This is a genomic window from Nocardia thraciensis (genome assembly GCF_054782435.1).
The window spans coordinates 101,201-126,279 of the sequence record NZ_BAAGSM010000023.1 but is presented as its reverse complement, the minus strand read 5'-3'; the positions used below and the strand labels follow the sequence as shown (position 1 = coordinate 126,279).

Annotated in this window: 19 protein-coding genes and 1 pseudogene; 10 read left to right on the top strand and 10 right to left on the bottom strand. The window is 69.4% G+C overall.

What is annotated here, in order from left to right:
• Positions 1–16 precede the first annotated feature (16 nt).
• Positions 17–634 (bottom strand): class I SAM-dependent methyltransferase, encoded by a 618-nt coding sequence (locus tag ACYVLQ_RS14315; protein ID WP_460697940.1) that lies wholly within the window; start codon positions 632–634, stop codon positions 17–19.
• Positions 635–742: 108 nt separating this feature from the next.
• Between ACYVLQ_RS14315 and ACYVLQ_RS14310 the strand changes: the two are divergent.
• Positions 743–1,329 (top strand): annotated as a pseudogene (locus tag ACYVLQ_RS14310) (alpha-amylase family glycosyl hydrolase); the annotation flags it as partial.
• Positions 1,257–1,643: a DUF3459 domain-containing protein gene (locus tag ACYVLQ_RS14305; RefSeq protein WP_460698253.1), complete on the top strand. Its 387-nt coding sequence runs from the start codon at positions 1,257–1,259 to the stop codon at positions 1,641–1,643. The pseudogene ACYVLQ_RS14310 and the gene ACYVLQ_RS14305, both read left to right, overlap by 73 nt.
• Positions 1,644–1,896: 253 nt before the next feature.
• Here the strand turns inward: ACYVLQ_RS14305 and ACYVLQ_RS14300 are convergent, their stop codons facing one another.
• Positions 1,897–3,288 carry an alpha/beta hydrolase family protein gene (locus ACYVLQ_RS14300; protein WP_460697939.1) on the bottom strand — a complete coding sequence of 464 codons (1,392 nt, stop codon included), beginning with the start codon at positions 3,286–3,288 and terminating at the stop codon, positions 1,897–1,899.
• Positions 3,289–3,452: 164 nt separating this feature from the next.
• Here ACYVLQ_RS14300 and ACYVLQ_RS14295 point away from each other — a divergent pair, with 164 nt between their 5' ends.
• Positions 3,453–4,706 (top strand): serine hydrolase domain-containing protein, encoded by a 1,254-nt coding sequence (locus ACYVLQ_RS14295; RefSeq protein ID WP_460697938.1) that lies wholly within the window; start codon positions 3,453–3,455, stop codon positions 4,704–4,706.
• 11 nt (positions 4,707–4,717) lie between these two features.
• Here ACYVLQ_RS14295 and ilvA read toward each other — a convergent pair whose 3' ends face one another.
• Positions 4,718–6,073: a threonine ammonia-lyase IlvA gene (gene ilvA, locus ACYVLQ_RS14290; RefSeq protein ID WP_460697937.1), complete on the bottom strand. Its 1,356-nt coding sequence runs from the start codon at positions 6,071–6,073 to the stop codon at positions 4,718–4,720.
• Between the two features lie 233 nt (positions 6,074–6,306).
• Positions 6,307–6,741, bottom strand: coding sequence for a nitroreductase family deazaflavin-dependent oxidoreductase (locus tag ACYVLQ_RS14285; RefSeq protein ID WP_460697936.1), 435 nt, complete (start codon positions 6,739–6,741; stop codon positions 6,307–6,309).
• A gap of 90 nt (positions 6,742–6,831) precedes the next feature.
• Between ACYVLQ_RS14285 and ACYVLQ_RS14280 the strand changes: the two genes are divergently transcribed.
• The 4 genes from ACYVLQ_RS14280 to ACYVLQ_RS14265 all read left to right on the top strand — a co-directional run bounded on the left by ACYVLQ_RS14280 (position 6,832) and on the right by ACYVLQ_RS14265 (position 9,503).
• The gene (locus tag ACYVLQ_RS14280; protein WP_460697935.1) at positions 6,832–7,074 is read left to right on the top strand and encodes a hypothetical protein; all 243 of its coding nucleotides are present in this window, start codon (positions 6,832–6,834) and stop codon (positions 7,072–7,074) included.
• A 459-nt stretch (positions 7,075–7,533) separates the two neighbouring features.
• Positions 7,534–7,767, top strand: coding sequence for a hypothetical protein (locus tag ACYVLQ_RS14275; protein ID WP_460697934.1), 234 nt, complete (start codon positions 7,534–7,536; stop codon positions 7,765–7,767).
• The gene (locus ACYVLQ_RS14270) at positions 7,764–8,837 is read left to right on the top strand and encodes a LacI family DNA-binding transcriptional regulator (protein ID WP_460697933.1); all 1,074 of its coding nucleotides are present in this window, start codon (positions 7,764–7,766) and stop codon (positions 8,835–8,837) included. Before ACYVLQ_RS14275 ends, ACYVLQ_RS14270 begins: the two co-directional genes overlap by 4 nt.
• 57 nt (positions 8,838–8,894) lie before the next feature.
• Positions 8,895–9,503 carry an MspA family porin gene (locus ACYVLQ_RS14265; protein ID WP_460697932.1) on the top strand — a complete coding sequence of 203 codons (609 nt, stop codon included), beginning with the start codon at positions 8,895–8,897 and terminating at the stop codon, positions 9,501–9,503.
• Positions 9,504–9,510: 7 nt separating this feature from the next.
• On the opposite strand, the gene dnaE is transcribed toward ACYVLQ_RS14265, so the two are convergent.
• Complete coding sequence (dnaE, locus tag ACYVLQ_RS14260) at positions 9,511–13,056, bottom strand: DNA polymerase III subunit alpha (RefSeq protein ID WP_460697931.1); 3,546 nt, start codon at positions 13,054–13,056, stop codon at positions 9,511–9,513.
• Positions 13,057–13,293: 237 nt separating this feature from the next.
• Here dnaE and ACYVLQ_RS14255 point away from each other — a divergent pair, with 237 nt between their 5' ends.
• The gene (locus tag ACYVLQ_RS14255; protein ID WP_460697930.1) at positions 13,294–13,749 is read left to right on the top strand and encodes a hypothetical protein; all 456 of its coding nucleotides are present in this window, start codon (positions 13,294–13,296) and stop codon (positions 13,747–13,749) included.
• Positions 13,750–13,774: 25 nt separating this feature from the next.
• On the opposite strand, the gene ACYVLQ_RS14250 is transcribed toward ACYVLQ_RS14255, so the two are convergent.
• The gene (locus tag ACYVLQ_RS14250) at positions 13,775–14,680 is read right to left on the bottom strand and encodes a LysR family transcriptional regulator (RefSeq protein ID WP_460697929.1); all 906 of its coding nucleotides are present in this window, start codon (positions 14,678–14,680) and stop codon (positions 13,775–13,777) included.
• Positions 14,681–14,858: 178 nt separating this feature from the next.
• On the opposite strand from ACYVLQ_RS14250, the gene ACYVLQ_RS14245 reads away from it, so the two are divergent.
• Together ACYVLQ_RS14245 and ACYVLQ_RS14240 are read left to right on the top strand one after the other, a co-directional pair.
• On the top strand, positions 14,859–15,983 hold the full coding sequence (locus ACYVLQ_RS14245) for a TDT family transporter (RefSeq protein WP_460697928.1): 1,125 nt from the start codon (positions 14,859–14,861) through the stop codon (positions 15,981–15,983).
• A gap of 393 nt (positions 15,984–16,376) precedes the next feature.
• Positions 16,377–17,573: a DUF2235 domain-containing protein gene (locus tag ACYVLQ_RS14240; protein WP_460697927.1), complete on the top strand. Its 1,197-nt coding sequence runs from the start codon at positions 16,377–16,379 to the stop codon at positions 17,571–17,573.
• A 22-nt stretch (positions 17,574–17,595) separates the two neighbouring features.
• On the opposite strand, the gene ACYVLQ_RS14235 is transcribed toward ACYVLQ_RS14240, so the two are convergent.
• From ACYVLQ_RS14235 to ACYVLQ_RS14220, 4 genes are all read right to left on the bottom strand, one after another.
• Entirely contained in the window at positions 17,596–19,038 is a 1,443-nt protein-coding gene (locus ACYVLQ_RS14235) for a S1 family peptidase (RefSeq protein WP_460697926.1), read from the bottom strand.
• Positions 19,039–19,264: 226 nt separating this feature from the next.
• Positions 19,265–21,685, bottom strand: a complete 2,421-nt coding sequence (gene treY, locus ACYVLQ_RS14230; RefSeq protein ID WP_460697925.1) for a malto-oligosyltrehalose synthase — start codon at positions 21,683–21,685, stop codon at positions 19,265–19,267.
• A complete protein-coding gene (gene glgX / locus ACYVLQ_RS14225; RefSeq protein ID WP_460697924.1) occupies positions 21,682–23,814 on the bottom strand; it encodes a glycogen debranching protein GlgX in 2,133 nt (710 codons plus the stop codon). The genes treY and glgX overlap by 4 nt, the downstream gene beginning before the upstream one ends.
• A gap of 181 nt (positions 23,815–23,995) precedes the next feature.
• Entirely contained in the window at positions 23,996–24,931 is a 936-nt protein-coding gene (locus ACYVLQ_RS14220) for a bifunctional helix-turn-helix transcriptional regulator/GNAT family N-acetyltransferase (RefSeq protein ID WP_460697923.1), read from the bottom strand.
• Positions 24,932–25,079 lie beyond the last annotated feature (148 nt).

Here is a 25,079-nt window from a genome sequence, read left to right as displayed (position 1 = left end):
CGCCAAAGTTCGGGGGTCAGGGCGATACCGCGAGACCCAGATATTGCGATCCGAGGAATTTCGGGGCCTGCTCCTCATAGAACCGGTCCAGTTCCCGCACCTCGAAACCGGCGGCCTCGATCGCGTCGGCGATGTCGCGGTTCAGATTGCAGCCGCCGAACAGCGTCTTCTGCACCGGGTTCAGACGGTGCTGCCAGGCCTGCACCTCGGCGTCGGGCGCCAGTCCGTGCTCGACGAAGTGGAAGGTGCCGCCCGGCACCAGAACCCGCCGGATCTCCGCGAGCGCGGCAGCCATGTCGGGGATCGTGCACAGCGTCCAGGTCGACAGCGCGGCATCGAAGCTGTTGTCCGGGAACGGAAGCGATTGCCCGTCCAGCCCGGACCGCTGCACGGCGACCGCGGACCGCGCCAGCCGCTTCGCCGCCAGCCGCCAGCCCAGGTCGGCCGGTTCGACCGCCGTCACGGACTTCACCGCCGCGGGGTAATACGGCACGTTGTGACCCGACCCGAACCCGATCTCCACCACCCGATCGCTCAGCCCGCCACACACCCGCCGCCGCAGCCGCTCGTTGGCGGGCAACCCACAGGCCACATCGATAATCCGAGGCAAAACCTGCTCGCTATAAATTCCCACCCCCCAACTGTGACAACGCACCCCCTCCAACACCACCCCGAACCCACCCTGATTTCCGGGCGCCACCCACGGACCGGGCATGGCTCGGCTTGCCGAGTGTCGAGCCGGCGCTCGGCGCGGCAGCCGGATGGGGTGCACGGGCGGTCGGCGGTCTACCGGGTTGATCCGGGCGCGTGGACCGATGCCGGGTGGACCGGGCGGCAGTTGGCCGGGGCGGTGTTCTACGAGCTGCATATCGGTACGTTCACTCCCGAGGGGACGTTCGATGCCGCGGTCGGACGCTTGGATCATCTGGTGCGGCTGGGGGTCACGACGGTCGAGCTGATGCCGGTCAATGCGTTCAACGGGGTGTGGAACTGAGGCTACGACGGTGTGCTGTGGTTCGCTGTACACGAGGCGTACGGCGGGCCGGACGGACTGCAGCGGTTCGTGAATGCCTGCCACACAATGGGATTGGCGGTGGCGCTCGACGTCGTCTACAATCATCTCGGGCCGTCGGGCAACTACTTGCCGCGGTTCGGGCCGTATCTGAGCGAGGACCGCAACACCTGGGGTGAGAACATCAACCTCGACGGCCCGGGATCGGATGAGGTACGGCGCTTCATCATCGATACGCGCTGCGCTGGTTCCGCGAATTCCATATCGACGCACCGCGATTGGATGCCGTGCACGCCCTCGGGGATCGAAACTCGACTGGTCCGAGCCGTCGAAACCGTCGCATGCCCGCCTGCTGTGCTGCTACCGCGATCTGCTCGCGCTGCGCCGCACCCACCCGGACCTCACCGATCCGTGGCTCCCGCGCCTGCGCGTCGACTTCGACGAGGACGATCGCTGGATCGCACTGCACCGCAACGGAATCCGCATACTCTGCAATCTCGCCGAGACACCGGCCACGGTCCCGTTCACCGGCACGCCGCTGCTGACCTGGGACCCGATTCACCAAACTCCCACCACCACAACCCTGCCCGCCCACTCCTTCGCCGTCCTGGAGTCCGCCACCGGTGCCTGATCCGCCCTCCGGCAAGATCGGCGGCATGTCGACGACGGCCAACCGATCCGCTTGGGCCACAACAACTTCCTGAACCACGACGCGATCATCCTGGACCGCGCCCGATCACGATCGGCGACAACGTCTGGTTCGGCGGCGTCATCGTGTGCCCGGCGTCACCGTCGGCGCGAACACCGTCGTCACCCGCGGCCTCCCCGAAAAGGTATTCGCCGCGGGCAGCCCATGCCGCCTCATCCGCACGCTGTGAGCGGGCTCAACGCGCGGGTGGGATTCGTTGGGTCAGCCAGGTGGTGATGTAGGCTAGGGCCTCCGGGGCCATCGTGGTCTCGATTTGCGGGTATTCGTCGGGCTCGCCGGTCTCGGCGGGCTGCAGGAGGTGGTTGAGGCCGTCGAAGACGCGGATGTCGGCGCCGGGGTTCGCGGCGAGGAGCTGCCGGGCCAGCGGTTCGCTCTGGGCGGGCGGGACCTGCAGGTCCTTGCCGCCGTAGACGGCGAGCACGGGGATGCGCAGGGCCGACAGCGCGGGCGCCGGGTCGTAGGTGATCAGCGAGGTGAAGTAGAGGCTGGTGAACTCGTCCATCGCGTCGGGCGGCAGCTGTTGTTCGGGCGGGCGGGCCGTATTGCGGGCGGTGAGCCAGCGCCGCAGCTCCTCGGTATCGCCCGTGCGGACCAGGGCCGACAGGGTGCTGACGAAGCCGATCTGATCGCGGTTCTCCGATACCGAGGCATGGCGGGCGGTCAGCTGCGCGCGGGTCTGTTCCATCAGCACGTCGGCGCCGTCGGCGGCGGGACCGGCCAGCAGGATAACGAACGCGACCCTGCTGCCGGGACGGGCCGCGACCAGGGGCCCGAGATACCCGCCCTCGCTGTGGCCGAGCAGGCCGATCCGATTTCCGTCGATATCGGCGCGGCCGCGCAGGAAGTCCATTCCGGCCACGACATCGTCGGCCAGGTCGGTGTAGGTGGCGCGGTCCAGGGCGCCGCCGGAGCCGCCGACCCCGCGGTCGTCGGTGCGCAGCACGGCATAACCGGCGCGGGTGAGGGTGTCGGCCAGTAGCAGGAAAGGCTTGTGGCCCAGCAGTTCCTCGTTGCGGTCTTGCGGACCGCTGCCGGTGATCAGCACGACGGCCGGATACGGTCCCGGCGGCGCGGGCATGGTGAGGGTGCCCGCGAGGGTCACCGCGCCGTTGCCGTAGGTGACGTCCTCGGCCCGGTACGGGAACGGCGGCCGCGGCTCCTGCGGTCGCGGCGGGACGGGAACCTCGCCGCGGGTGAAGGTCAGCGTCTGCGGCTCCTCGGATTGGACGAAGGTACCGGCGATGGTGTCCGTGCCACGGTCGTATCTGCCCTGGAAGGTCGGCGTGCCGGGAAGTCCCGGAATGGTGAATTCGACATGGTCGGGGCTGGCGGAGAGATGTTCGACCGGACGGTCGTAGATGCCCTGCGCGGGCACCGAGACGGTGGCGGTCGCGTCGCCGAACGTCAGCCCCAGCGGCACCGGCCGATGGGGCGACGCCAGCTCGGTGTGCCAGTCGCCGATCAGGGCCCGATCCGTGGTGGTCGGTGCGGGCGTCGGGGCGCCGGACGTCGTGCAGGCGCCCAGGGCGACCAGCAGCACCACCGCCAAGGATCGCAACGATCGCATAACTCACCATAGGTTTTCCGGTCCGGTCGCCGGGCCGGGTTGCGGGAAACCCCAGGATTCGCGGGCTCGGCGGGGCTCTCGGGCGCGATATCGGCCCGGCGCGGGAAATCACCAGTCGGACAACATCATTGCCGTACGCTATCGTGCGGCCGTACCGTGAATATGTGAGCAACGACGCTTCAACTTTCGGTCCGGGGGACCTACCCGCCGGGGTGGCCGGTCGCGCCGCCCCGGGTTTCGAGCCGCTGGCACGCGCCTTCGCCAGATTCGTCGGTGATCGGCCCGGCGCCGGTGGGGCGCTGGCGGTGTACCGCCACGGTGAGCCGCTGGTCGACATCTGGACCGGTTCGGCGTCGGCCACCACCCCGTGGACCCGCGATACCGGCGGCATCGTCTTCTCCGCGAGCAAGGGCGTCGCCGCCACGGTCATCCACCGGCTCGCCGATCGCGGGCTGCTCGACTACGCCGCGCCCGTAGCCGAATACTGGCCGGAGTTCGGGGCGGCGGGCAAGGAGCGGATCACGGTGCGGCAGGTGCTGACGCACAGCGCCGGGCTGTCCGGGCTGCCGCTGATCGCGGGCGGGCTGGACGAGGTGCTCGATCACGAGCTGATGCAGCAGCGCCTGGCCGCCGCGAAACCCGATGCGCTGCTCGGCACTCCGACGTATCACGCGCTTACCTTCGGCTGGCTGCTGGCGGGGCTGGCCCGCGCGCTCACCGGACGCAGCATGGCCGAGCTGTTCCGCGGCGAGGTCGCCGAACCGCTCGGCGTCGACGGTATCCACCTCGGCCGCCCGCCCGCCGGATCTCCCACCACCGTGGCGCCGCTCGCCGGAAGTCGGTTGGCGCTGGTGGGTGCGCCGGTGGCCGCCATGTTCCTCGGGCGCGCCTACGGCATTCCCGGGGCCGCCGGCGCCGTGGCCCGGGCGCTGTTCCTGCCCGGCCTGGAGGCGCTGCTGGAGGGCGAGGACCCGCCGATCCTGGACACCGAGTTGGCCGCGGGCAACGGGGTCTGCACCGCCAACGGCCTGGCCACGATGTACGGCGCGCTCGCCTCGGACGGGATGGTGGCCGGGCGGCGCTATCTGTCGCCGGAGACCATGAAGGCGATCCGCCGCATCGAACGCTACCGGCTCGACCACGCCCTGTTCTACATCCCGATGATGTGGCACCTGGGCTACCACTCGCTGCCCGTCCCCGGCGCTCGCACCGGTTTCGGCCATATCGGCCTGGGCGGCTCCTTCGGCTGGGCCGAACCGCGCTCGGGCCTGTCGGTCGGCTTCGTACACAACCGCCTGAGCATCAACAAGCTGAGCTGGGACCAACTAGCCGCGGGCTGGGTACTACCCCTGGCCGTCCGAGGCGCCCGCACGGCCGCCCGCCGCCCCCTCGGCCTCCCCGACCAGCAGGCCGCCTGACGCCGGAGGGGTCAGGTGAGATAGCGGTAGGCGGGGGAGCCAGGGTCGAGGCGTTCGCATTGGACGGGGGAGTCGTGCATGCGCTTCTGGAGGGCGTCGAGGCCGTCGGGGGAGCCCAGTTCGATGCCGACCAGGGCGGCGCCGGTTTCGCGGTTGTTACGCTTGACGTACTCGAACAGGGTGATGTCGTCGTCGGGGCCGAGCACCTCGTCGAGGAAGCGGCGCAGTGCGCCCGGCTCCTGCGGAAAGTCCACCAGGAAATAGTGTTTCAGGCCCTGGTGCACCAGCGAGCGCTCGATCACCTCGCCGTAGCGGGACACGTCGTTGTTGCCGCCCGACACCAGGCACACCACCGTCGATCCGGGATCCACCGCGATCTCGGCGAGCGCCGCGACCGCCAGCGCACCGGCGGGCTCGGCGATGATGCCCTCGTTCTGGTAGAGCTCCAGCATGGCGGTGCAGATCGCGCCCTCGTCCACCTGCATCAGGCGGAACGAGCCTGCGCCGCTGGGGGATTCGGTCGCCATCAGCAGCGGCAGCGAGGCATGCGACCGGATCCGGCTGCCGAACCGCGACACCGCCGCGTACGGCAGTTCGCCGATGCGGCGCACCGCCGCCCCGTCGACGAACGGATCGATCTCCGGCAGCGTCACCGGGCCACCGGCCACCAGCGCCGCCGTCATCGACGCCGCACCGCCCGGCTCGACCCCGAGAATCGCTGTGGCGGGCGACCTTTCGCGCAGGTACGTGCCGATCCCGGCCAGGCAGCCGCCCCCGCCGACCGGCACGATCACCAAATCCGGTGCGGTGCCGAGCTGTTCGAGAATCTCGGCGGCGATGGTGCCCTGACCGGCGGCGGTGCGGGGATCGTCGAACGGCGCCACCATGGTGGCGCCGGTGCGGGCCACATCGTCGGCGGCCGCGGCGGCCGCGGCGTCGTAGGTGTCGCCGACGGCGATCAGCTGCACGAACACGCCGCCGTGCGCGCGGATCCGATCGCGCTTCTGCTTGGGCGTCGTGGTGGGCACGTAGATGCGGCCCTGAATGCCCATCGAGCGGCAGGCGAAGGCCACGCCCTGGGCGTGATTGCCCGCGCTGGCCGCCACCACGCCCGCGGCGCGCTCGGCCTCGGACAGCTGCACGATCAGGTTGTACGCGCCGCGCAGCTTGTAGGAGCGCACCGCGGTCAGGTCCTCGCGCTTGACGTAGACGTCCGCGCCCGAGGTGGTCGATAACCGTTCGATCCGCTGCAGCGGCGTCGGCTCGATGATGTCGGAAATTCGCTTGGCGGCAGCATCGATCTCGTCCGCGCTCAGTTCGGGCAGCGGACCGGACATCTTCTGTGCGACATCAAGCGGGTTGGACACCCGATCATGCTAGCTGGCGGCCCCGCTCGCCGATGCCCACGGTCCTGCGGTCATCGGGGTGACGGCCCGGGACTCCTGGGCCCGATGGGGCAGCGCACACCGATCGGGAGTCCCTGGCCCCGATCGGGGCGGGGCTGGGCTCGGGCGAAGACCACAAGTTTCGGGATGGCCGGGCTCGAGGCACACGCCTGTGCGGCCCGCCGGGAGCGGGCCGCACAGGGCGGAGCCCGGCGCTACTGCGGGGTGAGGACGAAGACCGGGATCTGGCGGTCGGTCTTCTTCTGGTACTCCGCGTAATCGGGCCAGACCGCGACGGATCGGTCCCACCACAGGGCCTTCTCCTCGCCGAACACCTCGCGCGCGAGGTAGTCCTTGACCACGGCGCCGTCGCGCAGTTCGACGTGCGGATCGGCCTTGATGTTGTGGTACCAGACGGGATGCTTCGGCGCCCCGCCCAGCGACGCGACGACCGCGTACTCGCCGTCGTGCTCGACCCGCATCAGCGCGGTCTTGCGCAGCTTGCCGGTCTTGGCTCCGCGCGTGGTGAGCAGGATGATCGGGACGCCCTGGAGGGTGTTGGCCTCGGCGCCGTTCGACGATTCGAACTTCTCGGCCTGCTCACGGGCCCAATCCGAGGTGCTGGGTTCGTACTCTCCGGTAAGTGGCATGTCCCTCACAATGCCAGGAGCGTCGGAAGTTATTCCTCGGAGGAAAAATGTTCGTTGGCCCGAACTTCGCTGTCCGTGTAACCTGACGACATGGCAGTGGTAGACCCCACCTCGCGCCCCGCGGTCGCCTCTCGGCAGGCGGTAGATATCGCGGGCACGCCGTGGCCTGTCTACAAACTCGAGGCCCTCGCGCTCGCAGTGGTCGCCTGCCTGATCCTGGCCCTGATCACCGGATCACTGCAGGTCGCGGTGCTGACCGCCGCTGCCGTGGGGGCTCTGCGCTGGATCGTCGGCACCGTGCGCGGCGCCACGGTCGATCGCCCAGGCCGCTGACACCACCGCGGTGTTCTGCTGATCGCTGCCGCCCGGGATGCGCCCAGCTTCGCCCCTCCGCGCCCTTTCGTCATTCCGGCACGCTTTTGGCCGGAATCCCGCTTCTAACAGTATGGATCCCGGCCAAAAGCGTGCCGGGAATGACGAAGGGGCCGCGTGTGCCGGGGTGGTGGCGTGTGGCGTGCTTGCGCGCCCGTGGGCCGGGTGGGGCGGAAGGTGAGGGTGGAATGCAGTTCGTCGGGGCGGGAGGTCGTCGAATCGGTGACTATCGGGGAGGGGGCGGTGTTAGCGTTAACACTGGCTGGGTGGTGAGGGTGGGTGTGCGCGTCGACAGGTATTGACCGGCAAGCGGTTTCGGCGGTCCGCTGTTGCCGTGGGCGAGGGTTCGGTGGTGGCACCGCTAACCTGAATTCGGGAACGACCGGGGCCGTGCGGTACGGCGGTCCGGAAGGTGGAGGCGTGAGTGAGCTTGCGAGCGAACCGAAGAACAGAGCCGGGCAGTCGCTCGTGACGGGGTGGGTGGCGGCGAGCGATGAACGAGCTTGCGGGCGGATCGGCGGATACGGCGGCGGCGTAGCCGGGTCGGGGATCGAGTGGCAGGGCGGAGTCGTGGGCGGGCAGCTCGGCGGATGGACCAGTGGCGCGTCGCGCTCGTTCATGACCGGACTGAGCGTGGGCGAGGCGGCGCCATGAGCGGGCTCGCCAGTGAATCGTCGGCGCCGCGCGCTCCGCAGCAGGCGCAGCGGCCCGCGGTGATGACCGATGTCGCCAAGCTGGCGGGTGTGTCCCACCAGACGGTGTCGCGGGTGCTCAACGGCAGTCCGCAGGTGCGGCCCGAGACGCGGGAGAAGGTGCTGCGGGCCGTCGCCGAACTCGGGTACCGGCCCAACGCGATGGCGCGCGGGCTGGTCAGCCGCCGCTCCAACGTGCTCGGCGTCGTCACCTTCGACACCTGCCTGTACGGTCCGGCCTGCATGATGCTGGGCATCGAAAGGGCCGCGCGCGCAGCGGGTTACGGCGTCAGCATCGTCACCCTGGAACGGGTCGACCGCGCCGGTGTGCTGGCTGCGGTGGACACCCTGGCCGATCAGGGCGTGGACGGGGTGATCATCATCGCGCCGCAGATCGCCGCGGCGGCCGCGCTGCACAATCTGCCACCGCGGCCGGTCGCGGTGGCCGTCGAGGCAGGTCAGGACGCGCCGCTGCCGTCGGCCGCCGTCGACCAGTTCGAGGGCACCCGCCTGGCCGTGCAGCATCTGTTGGACCTGGGGCACGCCACCGTGTGGCATGTGTCGGGACCGAGCGATTCGCTCGAGTCCCGCGACCGGATCGACGGCTGGCGGCGCACCCTGACCGCCGCGGGCGCGACGGTACCGCCGCCCATCGGCGGCGACTGGAGCGCGCGCTCGGGCTACGAGGCGGGCCTGATGCTGGCCGCGCGGCCCGGCGTGACCGCGGTGTTCACATCCAACGACCAGATGGCGCTGGGACTGCTGCGCGCCTTCGCCGAGCGGGGGATCCGGGTGCCCGATGACGTGTCGGTGGTGGGGTTCGACGACATTCCCGAGGCCGCCTATCTGTCGCCGCCGCTGACCACCGTGCGTCAGGACTTCGACGAGGTGGGCCGCCGCAGCATGGCGCTGCTGCTGCGGTTGCTGGAGGCCGAGGGCGAGGTCCCGGCCCCGCCGCCCGTCGTGCCGACGCTCGTGGTGCGGGAGAGTTCGGCGGCGCCTCGCCACGGTGCGGGCACACATTGCAGCTAGAACACCATCGTGTGTGTCGCGCAGGGGAAATAGCCCCCGGCTACTAATGTCCGGCCCATGTCGCGTGTCTGGTGGAAGGTATGCCTGGCGGCCGCGGCCGCCCTCCTGGCGGGTGCGCCGGTCGCGGGCGCGGAGCCCGAATCGCTGCCCCCGCACGAGAAGACCTTCCCCTCGCCGTTCGGCAGCTTCACCGTCGGCAGCCGCGACGAGACCGTCAACCGGATCCCGCCGCTGAACATGATGGGCACCACGCGCGAGGCGCTGGTCGGCAACGTCACCTACGGGCGGATCGACGGACCGGCGGGAGGGAAGCTGAGGACCGGCTACCACGTCGGGTGCGCGGTCACGATCGGCGCCGGAAATGTGGGCGTCACGCCCGAGCTCGAGGGCGGCATCGAGGGCGCGCAGACGCCGATCCCGCACGCCCTGGGCGACCTCGGGCCGGTGGCGACGGTGAACCTCACCCCGGGCGAGGTCAAGGAGCTGGCGGTCGCGGAGAAGGAACTGATCCCCGGCAAGGACGTACAGATCGTGACGCGCGACTTCCACATCGTGGTGAACGCCTGCAGCGGCCCCGTCGCCATCAGGCAGTTCACCTACCTGTACGCCAAGTCCGCCGAAGTCGACGACAGCGGGGCTGTTTTCGGCGAATCTACCTGGCTGTAGGCCAGCCCTAGCTCATCAGGCAGCCCGGGCCCAGCAGTGCCTTGAGGTCGCCCATCAGGGCCGACGACGGTGAGACCCGCAGGTTGTCGGCGACCCTCAGCATTGTCGTCTTCTCGCGAGAGCCGAGGTGGCGGATGTGCACATCGGCCGTGCCGGGGTGGCTGGACAGCACCCGCTTGAGCGCGCCGATCTTGTCGGGGGTGCACAGGCGCGTCGGAATCGTCACCGCCAGCGGCTTTTCCACGCCGATCGAGGACAGGTCGGGCACCGCCAGGTCGTTGGCGATCAGCGAGATGCGGTCGTCGCGCACGGAGACCCGGGCTTTCACCAGCACCACCGCGTCCTCGACGACGTCCATGCCGTACACCGAGTAGGCCTGCGGGAAGAACAGCACCTCGATACCACCGGTGAGATCCTCCAATTGTGCGGAGGCCCAGGCCATGCCGTTCTTGTTGATGCGCCGGGTGACCGAGGCGAGGATGCCGCCGATGGTGATCTGCGCGCCGTCCTTCACATCGCCGTCGAGGATGCTCGGGATCGGTGTGTCGGTCTGCGCGGCCAGCACGTGCGCCACGCCGTCGAGCGGATGCCCGGAGACGTAGAGGCCGAGCATCTCCCGCTCCAGCGCGAGCTTGTGCTTGGTATCCCATTCCTCGTCGGGCACCTTGACGTCGAAGACCGAGGACACGCTGTCGTCGCCGTCGTCCAGGCCGCCGAACAGGTCGAACTGGCCGATCGCCTCGGCCTTCTTGGTGGCCATCACCGAGTCGATGGCATCGGAGTGCACCAGCATCAGGCCCTTGCGCGGATGCCCGAGCGAATCGAAGGCGCCCGCCTTGATCAGGGATTCGGTGACCTTCTTGGTGCAGGCGATGGCATCGATCTTGTTCAGGTAGTCGGAGAAGTCGGTGAACTTCGACTTCTCCTTGCGCGCCGCGATGATCGAGGCCACCACGTTCGTGCCGACGTTGCGCACCGCGCCCATGCCGAAGCGGATGTCGTTGCCGACGGAGGCGAAGTTGTGCTCGGACTCGTTGACGTCGGGCGGCAGCACCTGGATGCCGAGGCGGCGGCAGTCGGCCAGATAGACCGCGGCCTTGTCCTTGTCGTCGCCGACGGAGGTGAGCAGGCCCGCCATGTACTCGGCCTTGTAGTTGGCCTTGAGGTACGCGGTCCAGAACGACACCAGGCCGTACCCGGCGGCGTGTGACTTGTTGAACGCGTACCCGGCGAACGGGAGGATGGTGTCCCACAGCGCCTTGATGGCCGCCTTGGAATAGCCGTTGTCCTGCATGCCCTTTTCGAAGCCCTCGAATTCGGCCTCCAGGACCTCGGCCTTCTTCTTACCCATGGCGCGGCGCAGAATATCCGCTCGGCCGAGCGAGTACCCGGCCACCTTCTGCGCGATCTGCATGATCTGCTCCTGGTACACGATCAAACCGAACGTGTCGGCCAGGATGTCGCGCAGCGGCTCTTCCAGTTCCGGATGGATGGGCTTGACCTCTTGCCGCCCGTTCTTGCGGTCGGCGTAGTCGTTGTGCGCGTTCATGCCCATCGGGCCGGGGCGGTACAGCGCGAGCACGGCGACGATGTCCTCGAAGCCGGTCGGCTGCATGCGCCGCAGCAGGTCGCGCATGGCGCCGCCGTCGAGCTGGAAGACGCCGAGGGTGTCGCCGCGGGCCAGCAGCTCGTAGGTGGCCTTGTCCTCCAGCGGCAGGTTCTCCAGATCGAGATCGATGCCGCGGTTGGACTTGACGTTCTCCAGACAGTCGCCGATCACGGTGAGGTTGCGCAGGCCCAGGAAGTCCATCTTCAGCAGGCCGATGGCCTCGCAGGACGGGTAGTCCCAGCCGGTGATGATCGCCCCGTCCTGGGCGCGCTTCCACAGCGGGATCGCGTCCATCAGTGGCTCGGAGGACATGATCACCGCGCAGGCGTGCACGCCCGCGTTGCGGATCAGGCCCTCCAGGCCGCGGGCGGTCTCGTAGATCTTGTTGACGTCCGGGTTGGTGTTGATCAGCTCCCGGACCTCGGTGGCCTCCTTGTACCGCTCGTGCTCGGGATCCATGATTCCCGACAGCGGGATGTCCTTGGCCATGATCGGCGGCGGCAGGGCCTTGGAGATCTGGTCGGCGATCGCGAAGCCCGGCTGACCGAACTGCACGCGCGCCGAATCCTTCAGCGCCGCCTTGGTTTTAATGGTGCCGAAGGTGATCACCTGGGCGACCTTGTCGCTGCCCCACTTCTCGGTGGCGTAGCGGACCATCTCGCCGCGGCGGCGATCGTCGAAGTCGATATCGATATCGGGCATCGACACGCGCTCCGGATTGAGGAAGCGCTCGAACAGCAGACCGTGCGGGATCGGGTCCAGGTTCGTGATGCCCATGGCGAAGGCGACCAGCGACCCGGCCGCCGAACCGCGGCCCGGGCCGACCCGGATGCCGACCTCCTTGGCGTGGTTGATCAGGTCGCCGACGACGAGGAAGTACGCCGGGAAGCCCATCTGGATGATGACGTTCAGCTCGAACTCGGCGCGGTCGATGTACTCCTGGCCGACGCCGTTCGGGAACCGGCGCTCCAGCCCGCGCATCACCTCGTGGCGCAGCCAGCTGGCCTGGTCCTCACCCTGGGGGACCGGGAAGATCGGCATCCGGTCGCGATGGGCCCACACCTCCTCGTAGGACTGCACGCGCTCGCCGATCAGGACCGTGTTGTCGCAGGCGCCGGGGACCTCGGCGTCCCACAGGGCGCGCATCTCCTCGGCGGACTTCAGGTAGTAGCCGCTGCCGCCGAACTTGAACCGGTTCGGGTCCGACAGCGTCTTACCGGTCTGAATGCACAGCAGCGCCTCGTGATTGGTCGCGTCCGATTCGTGCACGTAGTGGCAGTCGTTGGTGGCCAGCGGCGGGATGTCGAGCTTGCGGCCGATCTCGAGCAGGCCCTCGCGCACCCGGGTCTCGATGGACAGCCCGTGGTCCATCAGCTCCAGGAAGAAGTTCTCCTTGCCGAAGATCTCCTGCCACTTGGCCGCGGCCTCCAGCGCCTCACGCTCGTGGCCCAGCCGCAGCCGGGTCTGCACCTCGCCGGACGGGCAGCCGGTGGTCGCGATGATGCCCTCGGCGTGCTGGGCGATGATCTCCTCGTCCATGCGCGCCCACTTGCCGAGTTGGCCCTCGATGGAGGCCAGCGACGACAGCTTGAACAGGTTGCGCAGGCCGGTCGCGTTCTCGGCGACCATCGTCATGTGTGTGTAGGCGCCCGAGCCGGACACGTCGTCGCTCTTCTGGCCGGGGTCGCCCCACTGGATGCGCTTGGTCTCGAATCGGGAGGCGGGCGCGATGTAGGCCTCGATGCCGATGATCGGCTTGATGCCCTGCTTCTTCGCCGAGTTGTAGAACTCAGAGGCGCCGTACATGTTGCCGTGGTCGGACATGCCGACCGCGGTCATGCCCAGGCGCTCGGCCTCCTTGAACAGCGGCGTGATCTTGGCCGCGCCGTCGAGCATCGAGTACTCGGTGTGGTTGTGGAGGTGAACGAATCCCGAGGCTGACACGGCTTGAGATTATGCCCCGCCACCGACAAGAAACGGGGATCTGGGTTTCCCTCGCGCGAAAGCGCATGTGGTAGCGGTGAAGTCGTGTCGGAGGGCGGTCGGCGGACGGGGGTGCTCGATGTCGCGGTCGGGAAGTAGGGGTGCGAGTCCGCTGAGATCGGTGGTGGGGCGACGGTGTGGCTGGTAGCGTCGCGCGGCGTATCGGCTTGACCATCACCAACCGCTCTGGGGGTAATGATGCGTTCGATCGGATCCCGCGCCGCCCTGGCGGCCGCTGCTCTAGGCGCCGCCGCCACCGTAATCGTCACTGCCGCACCGGCTTCCGCGGAGGCCGATGGCGGCAAGTTCACCAGGGTGTATTCCCTGGCCAACGGCCCCTGCGCCGCGGTCGTCGACTCCTCGGTCACCGGCAACGCGTATCCGAGTTCGGCCGCGTTCAATGTCAGCACCACGATGTACGGTGTCGGCAGCTGCTCGCTGGACGTGACCCTGAACTGGCGCCACGTCGAGACGGGCCAGACCGGCACGGTGACCCGCCGCGCCAACGGGCCGGGCTACTGGGGGACCGACGGCCGCGGCTCGATCTTCAGCCCGGGTGTCTACGGCGACTTCGTGGGCACCGTCACCGTCGGTGCCGCGCACATCCCCGAGCCCGGCGAGGTGCGGTTCTCGGTCCAGCAGTACCGGGGGTAGGCGTAGCCGCGCATACCCTGCTCGATCACGCGCGGCGGGCGATGCCGTAGAGGTCGCGGGCCGGACCGGTGAGCTGCTGGCCGGTCGGCCAGATCGCGCGCAGGGTGCGGGTGAGGTCGGCATCGGTGATCGTCGGGGATACCAGGGTGCCCGCGGCCACCTCGGCGGCGACGGCGAGCGAGCTGAGCACCGCGGGACCGACACCCGAGGCGACGGCCGACTTGATGGCGGTCGTCGACGACAGCTCCAGCGCCACCCGCGGCTGCGTGCCGGGCGCGCCGGACGCGACCGCGCGCTCGAACCAGGTTCGGGTGCCCGAGCCGGATTCGCGCTGGATCAGCGGCGTCGCGGCGAGTTCGGTGAGCGTCACCGCACCGCGGCGGGCCCACGGGTGTCGCGGCGGCACGACGACCACCAAGCGATCGCGTGCCACCGGGTGGCTTTGCAAACCCCGTGCGGCGCGCGGGCTTTCGATGAAACCGATGCTGGCGTGGCCGTCCAGCACCGCCGCGCACACCTCGGTGGAGTTGCCGGATTCCAGTGCGATCGTGGTGTCGGGGCTGTCGGCGCGCAGCCGCGTCAGCCACGTCGGGAACAGATACTCCGCGACGGTCTGGCTCGCGGCCACCCGAAGTCGCGAATCTCGTTGGGCGCGTAGGGTATCGATGCCCGCATCCAGCTGTGTGGCGGCATCGATCACCGCCCGCGCCCACTCGGCGATCAGTGCGCCCGCCGCCGTGGGGCGCGACCCCAGCGTGGTGCGCTCCAGCACCGGCACCCCGACCAGCTTCTCCAGATACCGAATGCGCGAGGACGCCGAGGGCTGGCTGATGCCGTGTGCCTGCGCGGCCCGCCCCAGGCTGCCCAGTTCTATCACCGACAGCAGCAGATCGAGGGCGGCCAGATCCGGAACCCGAGGCGACAACGGCATAGGCCGACCCTATGTGTTGGCCGAATCACCGCAGCTACCAGGGGTGCAGAGCTGATAAAACCAGCCGCGGTCGCTCCCCGGTATTCCCGGCACACTTGTGGCCGGGATAGAACCAATCTATGGATCCATCGAAACGGCGCAGCTACCCGGGGTGGGTGTGGAGCGCGACGCTGGGTGCATGACCGCAACCCTGAGCCATCGATCCGCCGCCCCGGCCGGTGTCGCGCCCGTGGAGTCCCGCGATGCACTGCGGCATCTGGGGCCCAACTGGTTCGCCGCCGTAATGGGGACCGGGATCGTCGCCACCGCGGCGGCCGGGCTGCCGTGGCGGTTTCCGGGGCTGCGGGATGCGGCGACCGTGGTGTGGGCGCTGGCCGCGGTGCTGCTGGTCGCGCTCAGCGGGGCTTCCGTGTTGCACTGGCGGCGTTATCCGGCCACCGCCCGCGGCCATCAGGACCATCCGGTGATGGCGCACTTCCTCGGCGCGCCGCCCATGGCCCTGCTGACCGTCGGCGCGGGCACGCTGCTGCTGGGCAGCGATGTGATCGGCACGGCCGCGGCGGTCACGGTGGATTGGGTGCTGTGGTCCCTGGGCACCGTGCTCGGATTGCTGACCGCCGCCGTGGTGCCGTACCGCATGTTCACCCGGCATCGGATCGACCCGGACGCGGCGTTCGGCGGCTGGCTGATGCCGGTGGTGCCGCCGATGGTGTCGGCCGCGACGGGTGCGTTGCTGGTGCCGTACACCCCGGCCGGGCAGTGGCGGCTCACCCTGATCCTGCTGTGCCTGGCGATGTTCGGGCTCAGCCTGATCGCGGCGCTGGTCACCATCACTATGATCTGGTCGCGGCTGGTGCATTTCGGCACGCCGCCGTCGGGGATGGCGCCCACGCTGTGGATCGTGCTCGGCCCGCTCGGGCAGTCGATCACGGCGGCCGGACTGCTCGCCGACGCCGGTCCCATGGCGCTTCCGCCGCTGGAATCCCAGGGCCTGGTGGTGTTCTCGGTCATCTACGGGGTGGTCACCTGGGGCTTCGCGATGCTGTGGGTGGCACTGGCGCTGGCGGTCACCGTGCGCGCCCTGCGCGCGGGCGAACTCCGGTTCAACCTGACCTGGTGGGGCTTCACCTTCCCGCTCGGCACCTGCGTCACCGGCAGCACCGCCCTCTATCACCACACCGGCGCCGTGCTTTTCGCCGCGACCGCGCTGGGCCTGTACGTCTTGCTGATCGGTGCCTGGGTCGTGGTATCCACCCGCACCCTCCAAGGCCTGCTCGGCGGCACCCTGCTCCGCCCGGCCTGAGCGTCGCGCGACGCTGGATCTCCAGCCCCGGCGCGGTCCTCGTCATTCCCGGTGCGCTTTCGGCCGGGATCCACTACGCCCTAGGTGCAGACCTCGGCCTAGAGCTGCCAGGGGTGGTGGGCGCCCGGGACAGCGGTGGTCCGTGCCGGGAGTGACGGCCCGGTGTCCGGCGCGGCAACGGCGAGGGTCGGCCCGTGGAACGCATTCGTCAGACCTGCGCTCGACGCGACGCGCGCCCGAGAGGACCGCTAGCCTGACGGCGCGACTGTGCGGGAAATCTGGCTGCGGCGGAACGAATGTGCGGGGATAATTAACGCCCGCGCGGGCCCGCAGCGATGAATCGAGTAGTTCGCTACGCAGGATCCGTGGAATACGGGGCGGGAGGATCGGTCCATGAAACGTCTGGTGGTGTGCTGTGATGGCACCTGGGGCTCTGAGAGCAACCCAACCGTAAGCAATGTCGTCAAGATCGCGGAGTCGGTGCGGCTGGGCACGACTCTGGACACGGGCGAACATGTGGGACAGCGGGTCTTCTACGCCGACGGTCCCGGATCGCAGGGATACCTCGCCGACAAGCTGCTCGGCGGCGCGTTCGGGCTCGGCTTGGACGCGAACGTGTCCACCATGTACTGGCAGCTGGCGCTGAACTGGGAGCCCGGCGACGAGATCTTCATCTTCGGCTTCAGCCGCGGCGCCTACACCGCGCGCAGCGTCGCCGGGATGATCCACCGGCTCGGGCTGTTGAAGCCGGAGGCCATGATCGACAAGCGCTACCCGGAGGCGCTGAAGATCTACCGGGAGCGCAAGCGGCACCCCGACGAGCCGGAACCCCAGCACTGGGCGGACTTCCGCGAGGAGAACTGCGTCTACCCGGTGCCGATCAAGTTCATCGGGGTGTTCGACACCGTCGGCGCGATGGGCGTGCCGGGGGTGACCTCGTGGCGGTACCGCTTCCACGACGTGCGGCTGTCGCCGCATGTGCACTGCGCGCGACAGGCGCTGGCGATCGATGAGCGCCGCCGCATCTTCGCGCCCTGCCTGTGGGAGGTCACCGACGAGGCGGACGTGGAACAGCAGCGTCCCGACCGGGTCAAGCAGGTCTGGTTCAAGGGCGGGCACGGCGATATCGGCGGCGGGAACACCGACACTCGGCTGTCGGACATCACGCTGCGCTGGATGGTGGACGAGGCCGCCGTCCAGGGCCTGCTGTTCGACCGCGAACGCCTCGAGCAACTGATCGCGCGCAGCCCCGTGTTCGACAACTCCGTGCGGCCGCACAACGAGCTGCCGATCGGGTATCGAATCCTGAATCTGCTGGGCCTGCTGGTGAATCCGCGCAGTCAGCGATACTACGCCGACTTCTGGCGGCGCATGTCGGCGCCGGAGGACAAGAAGGTGTACCTGTCCTCGACCGTCCAGGTCTGCGAGGACTACCGGCCGCCGAATCTCGAACGGTGGCAGCGTGAGCTGGAGCAGCAGGGCAAGCCGCTGCCGAGCGAGCCGGTGGCGAACGTCGTCGCCAGACCTGCGCTGAGCATCGAGGACCCCGAGATCGAGGAGCCCGAGATCAAGGAGCCGGTGCGGGCCTGAGCGGAGCCATCGACGGCCCGTTTCACCCGGTGCGGACCGACAGCCCCTGGTGCTTGCCGAGGACGTAACCGATCGGCTGCACCACGTGCATCGGGTTGGGGCCGCAGACCGGTGCGGGCTGATCGGTGTCGGGACTGCCGGAGCTGGTCATGCCCATGGCCTGCGCGCCCTGCTCGGTGAGGGTGAACACGGGGCCGCCGCTGTCGCCGCGGTGCGTACAGAGGTTGGTGACGAACATGTCCTCGATCGCGATGCCCCGCTCCTCGTCGCCCGGCACACCCTTGGTGATCAACTTCTGCCCGACGCCGGTGACCCTGCCGCAGGCGAATCCGGTGATGATGCCCATCTTGCAGACATCGGCCCCGGCCACCGGCTCGGCGATTCCCTCGATGCGCAGCGTCTTGTCGGCGGTCATGGCCACCGGGACGAGCCCGTCCGGTGCGCTGCTCCCGGACCGCACCCCGCCGCTACCCGTGGGCGGCAGCGCGGCGCTGCCTCCCGAACCGCTCGGCACCGACGGCCGCGGGGCATCGATCTCCTGAACGGACACGAGATTGTTCTGGAAGCGCGGCGCGTACTCGTCGTGAATGCGGACGACCGCGTAGTCGTGTGGGCCGAGTTCGGAGGTCGCGAACTCGCCGATGGCCTCGCCGCGCTGCCCGCCCTGCATGTCGTAGATCTGGTGTATTCCCCGGGCTCGCGCGGCGGGATCGAACCAGTTACCGGGATTGCAGTGCCCGGCCGTGATGTTCACGGCGTTGCCCGCGCCGTCGGTGCCGTTGAACCCCAGCGTGCAGCGCGGGGTGTTGTCGCCGTACGCGACGCCGTACGGCGTCCCGCCGATGTACGGCGACTCGGGCGTCGTGGCCAGGACACCGGGACCCGGCGGATTCGTATCGGGGCCGGTCTTCGGCCCCGATGCCGCGACCGACCGTATCGGCCCGAGGTCGCGGGGGAGTTGGGCGTCCCGCACTTGGTGCACGGCGAGGGCGTTGTGGGCGACATCGATGCCGTAGCTGCGGATGTTGTCGACGACGGCGGCGGGCTGGGCGGCGAGCCACCGCTCGAACGCGGCACGCCGCGCGCGCAGCGCCGCCTCGCTGTCGGCGACCATGGCGACGTCGAATCCGGCCTGCTGCACGACCTGCCGGGCATCGGCGACCCCGGCCCCGTCGGCGAGCGAGACCACGGCGCGATCCCCGTCCATGTGCACCCCGGCGAACGCGCTCGGGTAGGCGATCCGCGCGAAGACGGCGAAATCGGCGAGGCGCTGCGACTGCGCGGCGCGCCTCAGGTACTGCTGCGGAGTCACCCGCAGGTCTCGCTCGATCGCTGCGACCAGATCCGCGGGCAGTTCGGCGCCGCGGCCGGGCGGCTCGGCCACACCCGTCGCCGGGGGAATGATCAGGGCCGCCAGCGTGACGCAGCAGCCGACCGCCCCTCGAACCGCCGTGCCTGCACGCATGCGCCCACCTCACGAGTCCGGCGGCGACCACACCTCGGCATCGGAGTGCGGGCACCACGCTGACGAGACCTACTGGTTTGTGACCAGTAGCACTCTAGGTGGTCGGAGGCTGATCCCGCCCGAGCGCGCGCGGTGTGTTTGTCACCATCGGTCATATTCGGCTCGGCCGAGATACGCAGGCTGACACCGATCGACGCCGCGGTTGTCCGCCAAACGGGAGACTTACTCAGCGCACCAGCAGGGCGACGGGGAGGCGGGTGAACACCTTCTCCAAGCGGGCGCGTCCGGAGAAGGTGTTGCCGGTCAGCCGGTCCGTCCAGGATCCCTCGGGTAGATCCAAAGTGGTATTCCCCCAACCGGTCTCGGCCAGGGCCGCGCTGTGGCGGGTGGCGGCCACCAGTACCTGCGGGGCGTCGCCGGAGCGGCCGCGGGCGTAGGAGATCAGGTGGTCGGCGCGCTCGCCGGTGGCGAACAGCGGGGTGTAGGCGCCGCCGACGAAGCAGTCGGGGCGTTCGCGGCGCAGCCACAGCGCGTAGGCGACCACCCACATCTTGGCCGCGCCGGTGGAGTCCAATTCCGGTGTGCCGGTGAGCGATTGCAGCATCGCCAGCCGGTGGCCGAAGTCGACCGGGCGGCGACTGTCCGGATCGACCAGCGAGTCCTCCCACAGCTCGCTGCCCTGGTACAGGTCGGGGATGCCGGGGCCGCACAGCTGTAACACCTTCTGCGCCAGCGCATCCGACCAGGCGTGTGGCGCCAGCCGGGTCGCCAGCTCGGACAGTTCGGCGCCGACCGGCCCGTCGATCACCGCGTCCAACCACCGGTGCAGTTCGGTCTCGAACTCCAGATCCGGCTCCTCCCAGGAGGATTTGGTCCCGGCCTCGCGAACCGCCTTCTCCGCGAACAGATGTAGCCGCTCGCGTAGCCCGGGCGCGGCGGCGGCGCGGCCGTCGACCGGCCACACCCCGAACATGTTCTGCAACAGGAACAGTGCCGTCGCGCCGTCGGGCGGGGGAGTGATCTCGTGCGCGGCCTTGACCGTCTTGGCCCACGCCTCGGGGGCCTGCGACAGCACCCCGATGCGGGCGCGCACATCCTCGCCGCGCTTGGTGTCGTGGGTGGACAGCGTGGTCATCGTCGCGGGCCAGCGGGTGGCGCGCTCGGTATTGGCGAGATGGAACTCCAACACCGAATGGCCGAACCGGGCCGGATTGCTGCCGACCTCCTGCAGCGACACCAACCGGGCCGCCTGATAGAACATGGTGTCCTCGACGGCCTTCGCGGTCACCGCGCCGCACACCTGGTGGAACCGCACCGCCGCCTCACCACCCGCCGACAGCGCCGTGACCAGCACCGACAGCGGCACGGTGAGTTCGCGGTGGCGCTTGCCGACCTTGGCCACGACATTGCCTATCATCCCGGTCAGCGGGGCGTAGTCGGTGCGGTACACCGGCATGAACGCCAGCACCTCGACGGTGGCGTTGGTCAGGGCCACATCGCTGATGGCGGCGGCGTCGAACCCGCCGATCACGGCGTCGCGCTTGATCGCGGCGACCAGCCGCCGCACCTCCGGCACCAGCAGCCGTTCGGCCACGGCGCGTTTGATGCGGTGCTCGTTGTTGCCGATCCAGGCGGCGTTGCTGCCGTGCCCGCAGAATTCCCGAGACAGGCCGGTGAGCGTCGATTCGCCCGCCGGATCGACCAGCACTCCGCCCAGTTCGGCGAGCGCGTCGTACCCGGTGGTGCCGTCGATGGGCAGTGTGGCGTCCAGCGGCTCCCGGCTGGAGAGCACCTTCTCCACCAGCAGCAGCCGGTTCGGCCCGATGATGCGGCGCACCTTCGCCAGATACGCCGCGGGCTGGGCCAGTCCGTCCGGGTGATCGACCCGGACGCCGTCGATGAGGTCGTGTTCACACCAGGCGGCCAGCTCCCGGTGGGTGAGCTCGAACACCACCGGGTCCTCCTGCCGCAGCGCCGCCAGGCTCGACACCGCGAAGAACCGCCGGTACGTGCAGATCCCGGCCTTCCAGCTGACCAGGCGGTAGTGCTGCTTGTCGTGGATGCGCAGCGCGTTCTCGCCGTCGGTGCCCGGGGCGATCGGGAAGCGCAGGTCGTGCAGCGACAGCATGGGCTCGGCGCCGCTCCGGTCGACGGTCAGCGCGGCCGGGTCGTTCTCGCTCTGCAGCACCGGCAGCGCCAACCGGCCGCCGGCGCCGTTGCCCGGGCTCCAGTCGATGTCGAAACAGTGGGCGAACTTCGATTTCTTGCCGCGCCGCAGCACATCCCACCACCACGCGTTGTGCTGCGCGTCACCCACGCCCACATGGTTGGGCACCAGGTCGACGATCAGTCCCATGCCGCGGCTGCGCACCTCGTCAGAGAGCGCCTTGAGCCCGCCCGGCCCACCCAGCGCGGCGGACACCGTGGTCGGGTCGGTGACGTCGTAGCCGTGCGTGGAACCGGGCATCGCGGTCATGATCGGTGACAGATACAGGTGCGAGACGCCCAGCTGCTGCAGGTATTCGGCGATGGTGCGGGCGTCGGCGAAGGTCAGCGTGTCCGGGCGCAGTTGCAGCCGGTAGGTGCTGCGCACGGAGGTCTTGCGGGTGATCGGGCCGGTGCGGTGTTCGGGGGTGGTGTCGTTCATTTCCATGTCGATCTTGCGGGGCGGCGGAGCACGAGCAGGCAGCGGGCCGGAACCCCGACCGTGCCGTCGGCGGGATATTCGGCTCGGGTCAGCCCGGTGGGCGCCGAACAGTCGAGTGCGATCGACCAGTCGGCGCCGTGGTCCGGGCCGGGAACGGTGAAGTCGATGGGGGCGTCGTGGGCATTGAAGCACAGCAGGAACGAGTCGTCGCGGACGCGCTCGCCGCGCGGGCCGGGTTCGGCGATGCCGTCGCCGTCGAGGAACACCGCGAGCGAGCGGGCGAAGCCGGTCTCCCAGTCGGCGGCGGTCATCTCCTCGCCGGACGGGGTGAGCCAGGCGATATCGCCCGGTCGGTCGTGGTCGGGGGCGGGGCGCCCGTCCAGGAAGCGGCGGCGCCGGAACACCGGATGCGCGGTGCGCAATCCGATCGCGTTGCGGGTGAACTCCAGTAGCTCCGAATTCTTGTGCGCCAGCGACCAATCCATCCACGACAGCTCGGAGTCCTGGCAGTAGGCATTGTTGTTGCCGCGCTGGGTGCGACCGAATTCGTCGCCGTGCAGCAGCATGGGCGTCCCCTGCGACAGGGCCAGCGTGGCGATCATGTTGCGGCTCTGGCGTTCTCGCAGTCCGAGAATCTCCGGATCGTCGGTGGGGCCCTCCACGCCGCAATTCCAGGACCGGTTGTAGCTTTCGCCGTCGCGGTTGTCTTCGCCGTTGTCCTCGTTGTGTTTCTCGTTGTAGGACACCAGATCCCGCAGCGTGAACCCGTCGTGCGCGGTGACGAAGTTGATGCTGGCGCCGGGGCGGCGGCCGGTGGCCTCGTACAGGTCCGAGGAGCCGGTGAGCCGGGAGGCGAACTCGCCCAGCGTCGCCGGTTCGCCGCGCCAGTAGTCGCGGACCGTGTCGCGGTACTTGCCGTTCCACTCCGTCCATCGGCTCGGGAAGTTGCCGACCTGGTAGCCGCCCTCGCCGACATCCCACGGTTCGGCGATCAGCTTCACCTGGCTCACCACCGGATCCTGCTGCACCAGGTCGAAGAAGGTGGACAGCCGGTCCACGTCGTGCAGTTCCCGGGCCAGGGTGGCGGCCAGGTCGAAGCGGAAGCCGTCGACGTGCATCTCGAGAGTCCAGTAGCGCAGCGAATCCATGATCAGCTGCAGCGTATGCGGGTGCCGCACATCGAGGCTGTTGCCGGTGCCGGTGTAGTCCATGTAGTGCGCGGGGTCGTCCTCTAGCAGGCGGTAGTACGCCGCATTGTCGATGCCGCGCAGCGAGATCGTAGGACCCAGGTGGTTGCCTTCCCCGGTGTGGTTGTAGACCACGTCGAGAATCACCTCGATTCCCGCCGCGTGCAGTGCCCGCACCATCGCCTTGAATTCGGTGACCGCGGCCCCGGCGCGCGGGTCGGCCGCGTACTCGTGATGCGGGGCGAGGTAGCCGAAACTGTTGTAGCCCCAGTAGTTTCGCAGCCCCCGGTCCAGCAGCAGCCGGTCGTGCAGGAACTGGTGCACCGGCATCAGCTCGATCGCGGTGACGCCCAGCGCTTTCAGGTGCTCGATGATCGCCGGGTGCGCCAGGCCCGCGTAGGTGCCGCGCAGTTCGGGCGGCACCTGCGGGTGGGTCATCGTCATGCCCTTGACGTGGGCCTCGTAGATGACGGTCTCGTGGTAGGGCCGCCGCGGCGCCCGGTCGTCGGCCCAGTCGAAGAACGGGTTGATCACCACGCCGGTCATGGTGTGCCCCAGCGAATCCCGGCCGTGGGTGTACAGCGACGGATCGTTGTCGAACTCGCCCGCGAAGGCCTTGCCGTACGGGTCGAGCAGCAGTTTGCTCGGATCGCAACGCAGTCCGCGTTCGGGGTCGTAGGGGCCGTGCACCCGGAATCCGTAGCGGCGGCCCGGGGCGACGGTCGGCACGTAGGCGTGCCAGACGTACCCGTCGACCTCCTCGAGCGGGATGCGGGTCTCGGCCCCGGCGCGGTCGATCAGGCACAGCTCCACCCGCTCGGCGACCTCGGAGAACACCGAGAAGTTGGTTCCGGCTCCGTCGTAGGTGGCGCCCAGCGGGTACGCGGCGCCGGGCCACACGCCCAGCGGTGCCACGTCCCCGAGCGGATTGGGCGAAACCATGCCACCGACACTAACGGCAGCGCGGACCGAGCGGTGCGTGCGGTGTTGGAGCGCTGGTTCCCGATGGCGCCCTGTCGGTCCGGCGGCCAGCGCCGTTCGTAGCCGAGACGGCGAGGCCGCCGAGGTCGACCCGGGGTGTTGGATCGGCGGGTCCGGGAGTTGGGGAGGTGTGCTGCTGGAGTCAGAGTGCTCGTCGCCAGGTCTGGCCTGTGAGGGCCTTGCCGAAGCTGTGGTGTGGCTCGGATTCGACGAGTTCGAACTCGGCGGCTTCGTAGATGCGGCGGGCCGAGGTGAGGATGTCGTTGGTCCAGAGCACCATGCTTCGGTAACCGGCGTTGGTGGCGAAGCGCAGGCATTCCTCGACCAGCGCCCGGCCGACGCCGAGGCCGCGTGCGGAGGGTTCCACCAGCAGCAGCCGCAGCCGCGCGGTGGTGTCGTCCTCGCGCACGCAGAAGACGCAGCCGACCGGCTCGCCGTCCTGTTCGGCGATCCAGGCGCGCTCCGATTGTGGCTCACGGGTTTCGAGGAAGTCGGCGACGATCCGCGCGACGAGCGTTTCGTAATCGCCGTTCCAGCCGTATTCGGCGGCGTACAGGGCGGCGTTGCGCCCGATGACCCAGCCGTAGTCGCCGGGGCGCGGGTCGCGGATGGTGAACGGCGCGCCGGCGCGGCCGTCGAGGATGTGTTCGATGGTGCGCATGGCGTTGACGAGGCGGTCTCGATCGTTGGGGGGATGGCTCGCGAGCAGGGCGGCGACGTCGTGGCTGGACCGCTCGTTCAGGTCGGCGAAGGCGGCCGCGCCCCGCTCGGTGAGCCGGACCAGCTGGCGGCGCCCGTCGGTCTCGGAGCGCTGCCGCAGCACCAGCCCGGCGCTCTCGAACCGGGACAGGATGCGGCTGAGGTAGCCGGGGTCCAGCCCCAGGCTCTGGCGCAGCGTGACCACCTCGGCCGGGCCGAAATGGTTGAGCTCGAACAGGATTCGGCCCTCGGTCAGGGAGAATTCGCTGTCGACCAGGTGTTCGTGCAGCACCCCGATCAGGCGGGTGTAGCGGCGGTTGAATTCGCGGACCGCGGCGATGTGGTCGGCGCCGACGGATGCGGCGGTGGCGGTGTTCATATCCCTGTGCCTCGCTCGGATTCGGATCGGTAGCCCGGATCGGCCGGACGGTCCTTTGACTGAGTCAAAGGTTATCTCACCGGTGGGCTCCGCGTTGCGGGATTTCTGTCGCCGCGCCTCATCGTGGTAACTTGAACGGCGTTCAATA

Excerpts from the sequence above, each read along its gene's own strand:
- treY (WP_460697925.1), bottom strand. The coding sequence starts at position 21,685 with ATGAACGACACCACCCCCGAACACCGCACCGGCCCGATCACCCGCAAG.
- ACYVLQ_RS14245 (WP_460697928.1), top strand. The coding sequence starts at position 14,859 with ATGACCGCAACCCTGAGCCATCGATCCGCCGCCCCGGCCGGTGTCGCG.
- ACYVLQ_RS14220 (WP_460697923.1), bottom strand. The coding sequence starts at position 24,931 with ATGAACACCGCCACCGCCGCATCCGTCGGCGCCGACCACATCGCCGCG.
- ACYVLQ_RS14255 (WP_460697930.1), top strand. The coding sequence starts at position 13,294 with ATGCGTTCGATCGGATCCCGCGCCGCCCTGGCGGCCGCTGCTCTAGGC.
- ACYVLQ_RS14250 (WP_460697929.1), bottom strand. The coding sequence starts at position 14,680 with ATGCCGTTGTCGCCTCGGGTTCCGGATCTGGCCGCCCTCGATCTGCTG.
- ACYVLQ_RS14270 (WP_460697933.1), top strand. The coding sequence starts at position 7,764 with ATGAGCGGGCTCGCCAGTGAATCGTCGGCGCCGCGCGCTCCGCAGCAG.
- glgX (WP_460697924.1), bottom strand. The coding sequence starts at position 23,814 with ATGGTTTCGCCCAATCCGCTCGGGGACGTGGCACCGCTGGGCGTGTGG.
- ACYVLQ_RS14240 (WP_460697927.1), top strand. The coding sequence starts at position 16,377 with ATGAAACGTCTGGTGGTGTGCTGTGATGGCACCTGGGGCTCTGAGAGC.
- ACYVLQ_RS14300 (WP_460697939.1), bottom strand. The coding sequence starts at position 3,288 with ATGCGATCGTTGCGATCCTTGGCGGTGGTGCTGCTGGTCGCCCTGGGC.
- ACYVLQ_RS14265 (WP_460697932.1), top strand. The coding sequence starts at position 8,895 with ATGTCGCGTGTCTGGTGGAAGGTATGCCTGGCGGCCGCGGCCGCCCTC.
- ACYVLQ_RS14280 (WP_460697935.1), top strand. The coding sequence starts at position 6,832 with ATGGCAGTGGTAGACCCCACCTCGCGCCCCGCGGTCGCCTCTCGGCAG.
- ACYVLQ_RS14235 (WP_460697926.1), bottom strand. The coding sequence starts at position 19,038 with ATGCGTGCAGGCACGGCGGTTCGAGGGGCGGTCGGCTGCTGCGTCACG.
- ACYVLQ_RS14285 (WP_460697936.1), bottom strand. The coding sequence starts at position 6,741 with ATGCCACTTACCGGAGAGTACGAACCCAGCACCTCGGATTGGGCCCGT.